This window comes from Bradyrhizobium valentinum, assembly GCF_001440405.1.
GTDB lineage: Bacteria > Pseudomonadota > Alphaproteobacteria > Rhizobiales > Xanthobacteraceae > Bradyrhizobium > Bradyrhizobium valentinum.
On record NZ_LLXX01000054.1, the window covers coordinates 1 to 6,569 of the forward strand.

Genomic DNA, 6,569 nt, shown 5'->3' on the forward strand with positions numbered 1-6,569 from the left:
CGGCGGTGGCCGAAGCGGCGGCTGCGGCGCGTGCGGCATCGCCACGGGCAGCCCGCGGCGGTGCGATCGGTGCAATCGGCACGACCTCGCCGGTGTAGGGCGAAATCACCGGGTTCTTATTCAGATCATAGAATTTCTTACCCGTCGTCGGGCAAATGCGCTTAGTTCCGAGATCGGATTTGGCCACGTGTGGATCCTGGGAAATTCTGAAAAACGGTGCTTCACTTGGCTAGTTAAGGGGCTGGTGTCAATAGCGGTTTGATGCATTTGACGGCAGCGTGACGCGGTGGGGCCCATGTGGTACTGCCGCCCCCGCAGAGGACCCCAATCTTGACCGATTCAACCACCCAAAGCCCGCTGGAATCCCGTGCCAGCGCCCCCCTGAGCGGCAAAGTCCGCGTTCCCGGGGACAAGTCGATTTCGCACCGCGCCCTCATTCTGGGGGCGCTTTCGGTCGGCGAAACCAGGATTTCCGGCCTGCTCGAGGGCGAGGACGTTCTCAACACCGCCAAATCCATGCAGGCGCTGGGCGCCAAGGTCGAGCGGACCGGTCCGTTTGCCTGGAAGGTCGCCGGCGTGGGGGTGGCGGGCTTCGCCCAGCCGGCTGCGCCGCTCGATTTCGGTAATTCCGGCACCGGGTGCCGCCTGGTGATGGGGGCGGTAGCGGGTTGCCCGATCACGGCGGTATTCGACGGCGACGCCTCGTTGCGGTCCCGCCCGATGCGACGGATTCTCGATCCCCTGGAATTGATGGGGGCCAAGACCGGCGAGACCAAGGAAGGCGGCCGCCTGCCATTGACGCTGCACGGCGCGCGCGATCCCGTGCCGATCCTTTACCGGACCCCGGTGGCCTCGGCCCAGATCAAGTCGGCGGTGCTGCTGGCAGGACTTGCCGCGCCGGGTATCACCACGGTCATCGAGCAGGAAGCCAGCCGTGACCACACCGAACTGATGCTGAAACATTTCGGCGCCGAGATCGTCTCCGTCAATGAAGGCAGCCACGGCCGCAAGATCGCGCTGACCGGTCAGCCCGAACTGCATGGCGCTGAGGTCGTAGTGCCTGCCGATCCGTCCTCGGCTGCATTCCCGATCGTGGCGGCGCTGGTCGTCGAGGGCTCCGACGTGACCTTCTCCGACGTCATGACCAATCCGCTGCGCACCGGCCTGTTCACGACGCTGCGCGAGATGGGCGCTTCGATCGAGGAAAGCGAAGTCCGCGGCGACGCCGGCGAGCCGATGGCCCGCTTGCGCGTGCGCGCCTCCAAACTGCGCGGCGTCGTGGTGCCGCCGGAGCGCGCGCCCTCGATGATTGACGAATATCTGGTGCTGGCCGTCGCAGCCTCGTTCGCCGAAGGCACCACCATCATGCGCGGCCTGCAGGAACTGCGCGTCAAGGAATCCGACCGGCTGGAGGCGACCGCCGGCATGCTGCGCGTCAACGGCGTCAAGGTCGAGATCGCGGGCGATGATTTGATCGTCGAGGGCCGTGGCCACGTGCCAGGTGGCGGCCTCGTCGCCACCCACATGGATCACCGTATCGCCATGTCCGCGCTGGTGATGGGGCTGGCCGCCGACAAGCCGGTCAAGGTCGACGACACCGCCTTCATCGCCACCAGCTTTCCGGATTTCATTCCGATGATGCGCTCGCTCGGAGCTGAGTTTTCATGATCATCGCCATCGACGGCCCGGCGGCTTCCGGCAAGGGCACGCTAGGCAAACGCCTGGCCCATCATTACGGCTATCGCCACCTCGATACCGGCGTGATCTATCGCGCGGTGGCGAAGGCGCTGCTCGACGAAGGCTTCGATCTCACCGACGAGGCGCGGGCGGTGGCGGTTGCGATGGAGCTCGATCCCGAAAAGTTCGGCCATCCCGAGCTGAAGACGCAGCGCATCGGCGATGCGGCTTCGGTAGTGTCGGCGATTCCGAGCGTGCGCGAAGCCCTGGTCAACTTTCAGCGCCAGTTCGCGGCCGATCCGCCGGGCGCCGTGCTTGACGGCCGCGACATTGGAACCGTGATTTGCCCGAATGCCGACGTGAAGATCTTTGTGGTTGCCGACCCGCATGTACGGGCCCGCCGCCGGACGCTGGAAGCGCTGGCGCGTGGCGAAGCCGCCGATGAGGCGGCGGTGCTGGCCGACATCCTCAAGCGCGATGAACGGGACAAGAACCGCGCCGCTGCGCCCCTCAAGGCGGCGGCGGATGCCCATATCCTCGATAATTCAAATCTCGATATCGAAGCCGGCGTTCGCGCCGCGATCGCGATCGTGGAGGCGGTCCGCGCCGGGCGTTGAACGCCAATTTTCGGCGGGTCTGGCCGAGGCCTCGGTCGGCTAAAAGGGCCTATAAATCGGGCATTTCCGCTTGCCGAAAATGGCCCTTGGGGCTATATCCACGCCCATCCGGGCCGCCGTCGATGAGATCAGGGCTGTCCGAGCGGGCCGTCAGGAGGCTTCAGCCCCTGCCGTCATTGGAGGAAAGCCCGCTCCAGGTTCTTGAAGTCGACACGCTCGTTTCAGGCTCGGATAAATCAAACGTATCGAACGTGCAGGCATGCTGCCGGCCCGCTTTTGCGAACTCCCGCAAACGCGGTCGTCAGGGTTTGCGGACCCCTGACACTTCACGCGCGATACGCCCTTTAACCCGAACGGCCGGCAATATCCCGCATTGGAGAACAAATGGCTTCGACTGCTGCTTCTTATAATCCTACCCGCGACGATTTCGCTGCGATGCTGGACGAGTCCTTCGCCGGCGGCAATCTGCAGGAAAGCTCCGTCATCAAGGGCAAGGTGGTTGCAATTGAAAAGGACATGGCCGTCATCGACGTCGGCCTGAAGACCGAAGGCCGCGTGGCGCTGCGCGAATTCGCCGGCCCCGGCCGCGAAAGCGATCTCAAGGTCGGCGACGAAGTCGAGGTGTTCCTCGACCGGATCGAGAATGCGCTCGGCGAAGCCGTGCTGTCGCGCGACAAGGCGCGCCGCGAGGAAAGCTGGGGCAAGCTCGAGAAGGCCTTCAACAACAACGAGAAGGTTCACGGCGTCATCTTCAACCAGGTCAAGGGCGGCTTCACGGTCGACCTCGACGGCGCTGTCGCCTTCCTGCCGCGCTCGCAGGTCGATATCCGTCCGATCCGCGACGTCGCTCCGCTGATGAACAACTCGCAGCCGTTCCAGATCCTCAAGATGGATCGCCGCCGCGGCAACATCGTGGTGTCGCGCCGCACGGTTCTCGAAGAGACCCGCGCCGAGCAGCGCCAGGAGCTGGTGCAGAACCTCGAAGAAGGTCAGGTGATCGACGGCGTGGTCAAGAACATCACCGATTACGGTGCGTTCGTTGATCTCGGCGGCATCGACGGCCTGCTCCACGTCACCGATATCGCCTGGCGCCGGGTCAACCACCCGACCGAGGTGCTCACCATCGGTCAGACCGTGAAGGTCAAGATCATCAAGATCAACCACGAGACCCACCGCATTTCGCTCGGCATGAAGCAGTTGCTGGACGATCCGTGGCAGGGCATCGAGGCGAAGTATCCGCTGAACGCGCGCTTCACCGGCCGCGTCACCAACATCACCGACTACGGCGCGTTCGTCGAACTGGAGCCGGGCATCGAAGGCCTGATCCACGTCTCGGAAATGTCGTGGACCAAGAAGAACATGCATCCCGGCAAGATCGTTTCGACCTCGCAGGAAGTCGAAGTGCAGGTTCTCGAAGTCGATTCGGTCAAGCGCCGCATCTCGCTCGGCCTCAAGCAGACCATGCGCAATCCCTGGGAAGTCTTCGTCGAGAAGTTCCCGGTCGGCTCGACGGTCGAAGGCGAGGTCAAGAACAAGACCGAGTTCGGTCTGTTCCTCGGTCTCGACGGCGACGTCGACGGCATGGTCCATCTGTCCGACCTCGACTGGAAGCTTCCGGGCGAGCAGGTCATCGACAACTTCAAGAAGGGCGACATGGTCAAGGCCGTGGTGCTCGACGTCGATGTCGAAAAGGAGCGCATCTCGCTCGGCGTCAAGCAACTCGAAGGCGATCCCTTCGCCGAGCCGGGCGACGTCAAGAAGGGCGCGGTCGTGACATGCGAAGTGCTCGAAGTGAAGGAAGCCGGCATCGAGGTGAAGATCTCGGGCACCGACTTCACCACCTTCATCAAGCGCTCCGAACTGGCTCGTGACCGCAACGATCAGCGCGCCGAACGCTTCGCCGTCGGCGAGAAGGTCGATGCGCGCGTGATCCAGTTCGACAAGAAGGCCCGGAAGGTGCAGGTCTCGATCAAGGCGCTGGAAGTGGCCGAAGAAAAGGAAGCCATCGCGCAGTACGGCTCCTCCGATTCGGGAGCGACGCTGGGCGACATTCTCGGCACCGCGCTCAAGAACCGCGAGAAGTAAGCTTTCAGCCTATCTGTCTGCGAACATCAGGCCCCGGTTTCGACCGGGGCTTTTTTTTCGTTCGGGGAGCGATGCCTCCTCCTTCTCCCCTTGTGGGAGAAGGTGCCTTGCCGAAGGCAAGGCGGATGAGGGGTTCTCTCCGCGGAGACAGACCCCTCATCCGGCTCGCCGCCGCTTCGCGCCGTCGATCCACCTTCTCCCACAAGGGGAGAAGGAAGAGTGGGCCTTGTTTTCTTCAAATTGCGTCGCAATTGATGTAATCAGATAACGCTTCGCTGGCGCTGCGGATGCAAAACGCGCGGGATATTTCAGGAGAAATTCGATGTCGCTCGATTCGGACGTAATCGTCGATCGCCGCAGGATCCGCCGCAAGCTGACCTTCTGGCGCGTCGTGGCTGGCCTGGTTACGATCGCGGCGATCGTTACCGTCGGCGCGGTCGCGACAAGGAGCGGACCGGCTGCGCTGACGGCATCGGGATCGATCGCGCGCGTCAATATCGAAGGCCTGATCCGCAGCGATCAGCAACGCGTCGAAGCGCTGGAGCGGCTGGAGAAATCGAGCCATGCCGCCGTCATCGTGCACATCAATTCGCCGGGCGGCACCACGGCCGGCTCCGAGCAACTCTATGACTCGCTGGTGCGCCTGAAGGCCAAGAAGCCGCTGGTCGTGGTGGTCGAGGGGCTGGCTGCGTCGGGCGGTTACATCACGGCGATAGCCGCCGATCATATCGTCGCACGCCAGAGCTCGCTGGTCGGTTCGATCGGCGTGCTGTTTCAATTTCCGAATTTCGCCGAGCTGTTGAAGACCGTGGGCGTCAAGGTCGAGGAGGTGAAATCCTCGCCGCTGAAGGCTGCGCCCAACGGTTTCGAGCCGACCAGTCCGGAGGCGCGCGCCGCGCTCGACGCGCTGGTGAAGGATTCCTATGCCTGGTTCCGCGGCATGGTGAAGGAGCGGCGCGGCATGGATGACGCGCTGCTCGAAAAGGTCGCGGACGGACGGGTCTTCACCGGCCGCCAGGCGGTCGAACTGAAGCTGGTCGATCAGCTCGGCGATGAAAAAGCAGCCGTCGCATGGCTGGTCGCCGAGAAGAAGATCAAAAGCGACCTGCCGGTGCGCGATTACAAGCTGAACCCGCGGCTCGGCGACCTGACGTTCCTGCGAACGGCAGCTTCGATCACGTTCGATGCGCTCGGCTTGAGTTCCATTGCGCGCCAGATCGAGCAGGGTGGCGTCGCACAGGCGGTCGACCAGCTCTCGCTCAACGGCATGCTGGCGTTGTGGCGTCCCACAGCCCCCAATTGAGCCGCACTGGCTGCTCTTCGTCACATTCTCCCGCATTGCGGGTGTCCTCACAAACCTCCTCCGGGCGGCTTGTCAGGCGATTTCAGGTTGCCCAAAAGTGATTTAGCGTCTTGACAGTTCAAGGTATTTTCACGGAAATGGATATCCGCACGACGGACGGATCCCAACTTCGATGATCAAATCCGAACTTGTTCAGCGCATCGCCGAGCACAACCCGCACCTCTATCAGCGGGATGTGGAGAACATTGTGAACGCGATCCTCGATGAGATCGTGGCAGCCCTGGCGCGCGGCGACCGTGTCGAGCTGCGCGGCTTCGGCGCTTTCTCGGTCAAGCATCGTCCCGCCCGCGCAGGGCGCAATCCTCGCACCGGCGCGCATGTGCCGGTCGACCAGAAGAGCGTCCCGTTCTTCAAGACGGGCAAGGAAATGCGCGAGCGGCTGAACCGCGACAACGGCTCGCCCGAGGCCGGCGCGTAGGCGCTTTTTCGGTTCGACTGGATGTAGCCGTGTTGCGGGTCTGGCGCCCGCCTTTCTCCGTCATTACGAGAGATGGTCATGCGAAAGTTCTTCACGGCGCTGGTCGTCATCCCCTTAGGCCTCATCTTTATCGTGTTCGCGGTCGCCAACCGCCATTTCGTCACGGTGTCGTTCGATCCCTTCAATTCGACCGATCCGGCGATCACAGTCTCGCTGCCGCTGTTTGCCGTAATCATTGCGGTGGCCATTCTGGGCGTGGCGGCGGGCGGCATGGCGACCTGGTTCCGTCAGCGCCACTGGCGCCGCGCGGCTCGCCAGCATGAGGCGGATGCTCGCCGGGCGAGGGCGGAAACGGCCGATCTGCGGGCTGCGGCGGCGGTTTCCCGGGCCGATCAGCAGCGGCTTTCGG

General features: G+C 63.5%; 7 protein-coding genes. 6 read left to right on the forward strand and 1 reads right to left on the reverse strand.

What is annotated here, in order from left to right:
- Positions 1–187: TIGR02300 family protein (locus CP49_RS09510; RefSeq protein WP_063791659.1), on the reverse strand; the 187-nt coding region annotated here is incomplete at its 3' end.
- A gap of 143 nt (positions 188–330) precedes the next feature.
- Between CP49_RS09510 and aroA the strand changes: the two genes are divergently transcribed.
- The 6 genes from aroA to CP49_RS45855 all read left to right on the forward strand — a co-directional run.
- Positions 331–1,668, forward strand: coding sequence for a 3-phosphoshikimate 1-carboxyvinyltransferase (gene aroA, locus CP49_RS09515; RefSeq protein ID WP_057850014.1), 1,338 nt, complete (start codon positions 331–333; stop codon positions 1,666–1,668).
- The gene (gene cmk / locus CP49_RS09520) at positions 1,665–2,294 is read left to right on the forward strand and encodes a (d)CMP kinase (RefSeq protein ID WP_057850015.1); all 630 of its coding nucleotides are present in this window, start codon (positions 1,665–1,667) and stop codon (positions 2,292–2,294) included. The genes aroA and cmk overlap by 4 nt, the downstream gene beginning before the upstream one ends.
- A gap of 384 nt (positions 2,295–2,678) precedes the next feature.
- Positions 2,679–4,379 (forward strand): 30S ribosomal protein S1, encoded by a 1,701-nt coding sequence (gene rpsA, locus CP49_RS09525; protein WP_057837500.1) that lies wholly within the window; start codon positions 2,679–2,681, stop codon positions 4,377–4,379.
- A 322-nt stretch (positions 4,380–4,701) separates the two neighbouring features.
- Positions 4,702–5,682, forward strand: a complete 981-nt coding sequence (sppA, locus tag CP49_RS09530; protein ID WP_057850016.1) for a signal peptide peptidase SppA — start codon at positions 4,702–4,704, stop codon at positions 5,680–5,682.
- Positions 5,683–5,854: 172 nt separating this feature from the next.
- Positions 5,855–6,160 carry an integration host factor subunit beta gene (locus CP49_RS09535; RefSeq protein ID WP_057844774.1) on the forward strand — a complete coding sequence of 102 codons (306 nt, stop codon included), beginning with the start codon at positions 5,855–5,857 and terminating at the stop codon, positions 6,158–6,160.
- Between the two features lie 78 nt (positions 6,161–6,238).
- The coding region (locus tag CP49_RS45855) for a LapA family protein (protein ID WP_245310629.1) at positions 6,239–6,569 on the forward strand (331 nt) is incomplete at its 3' end.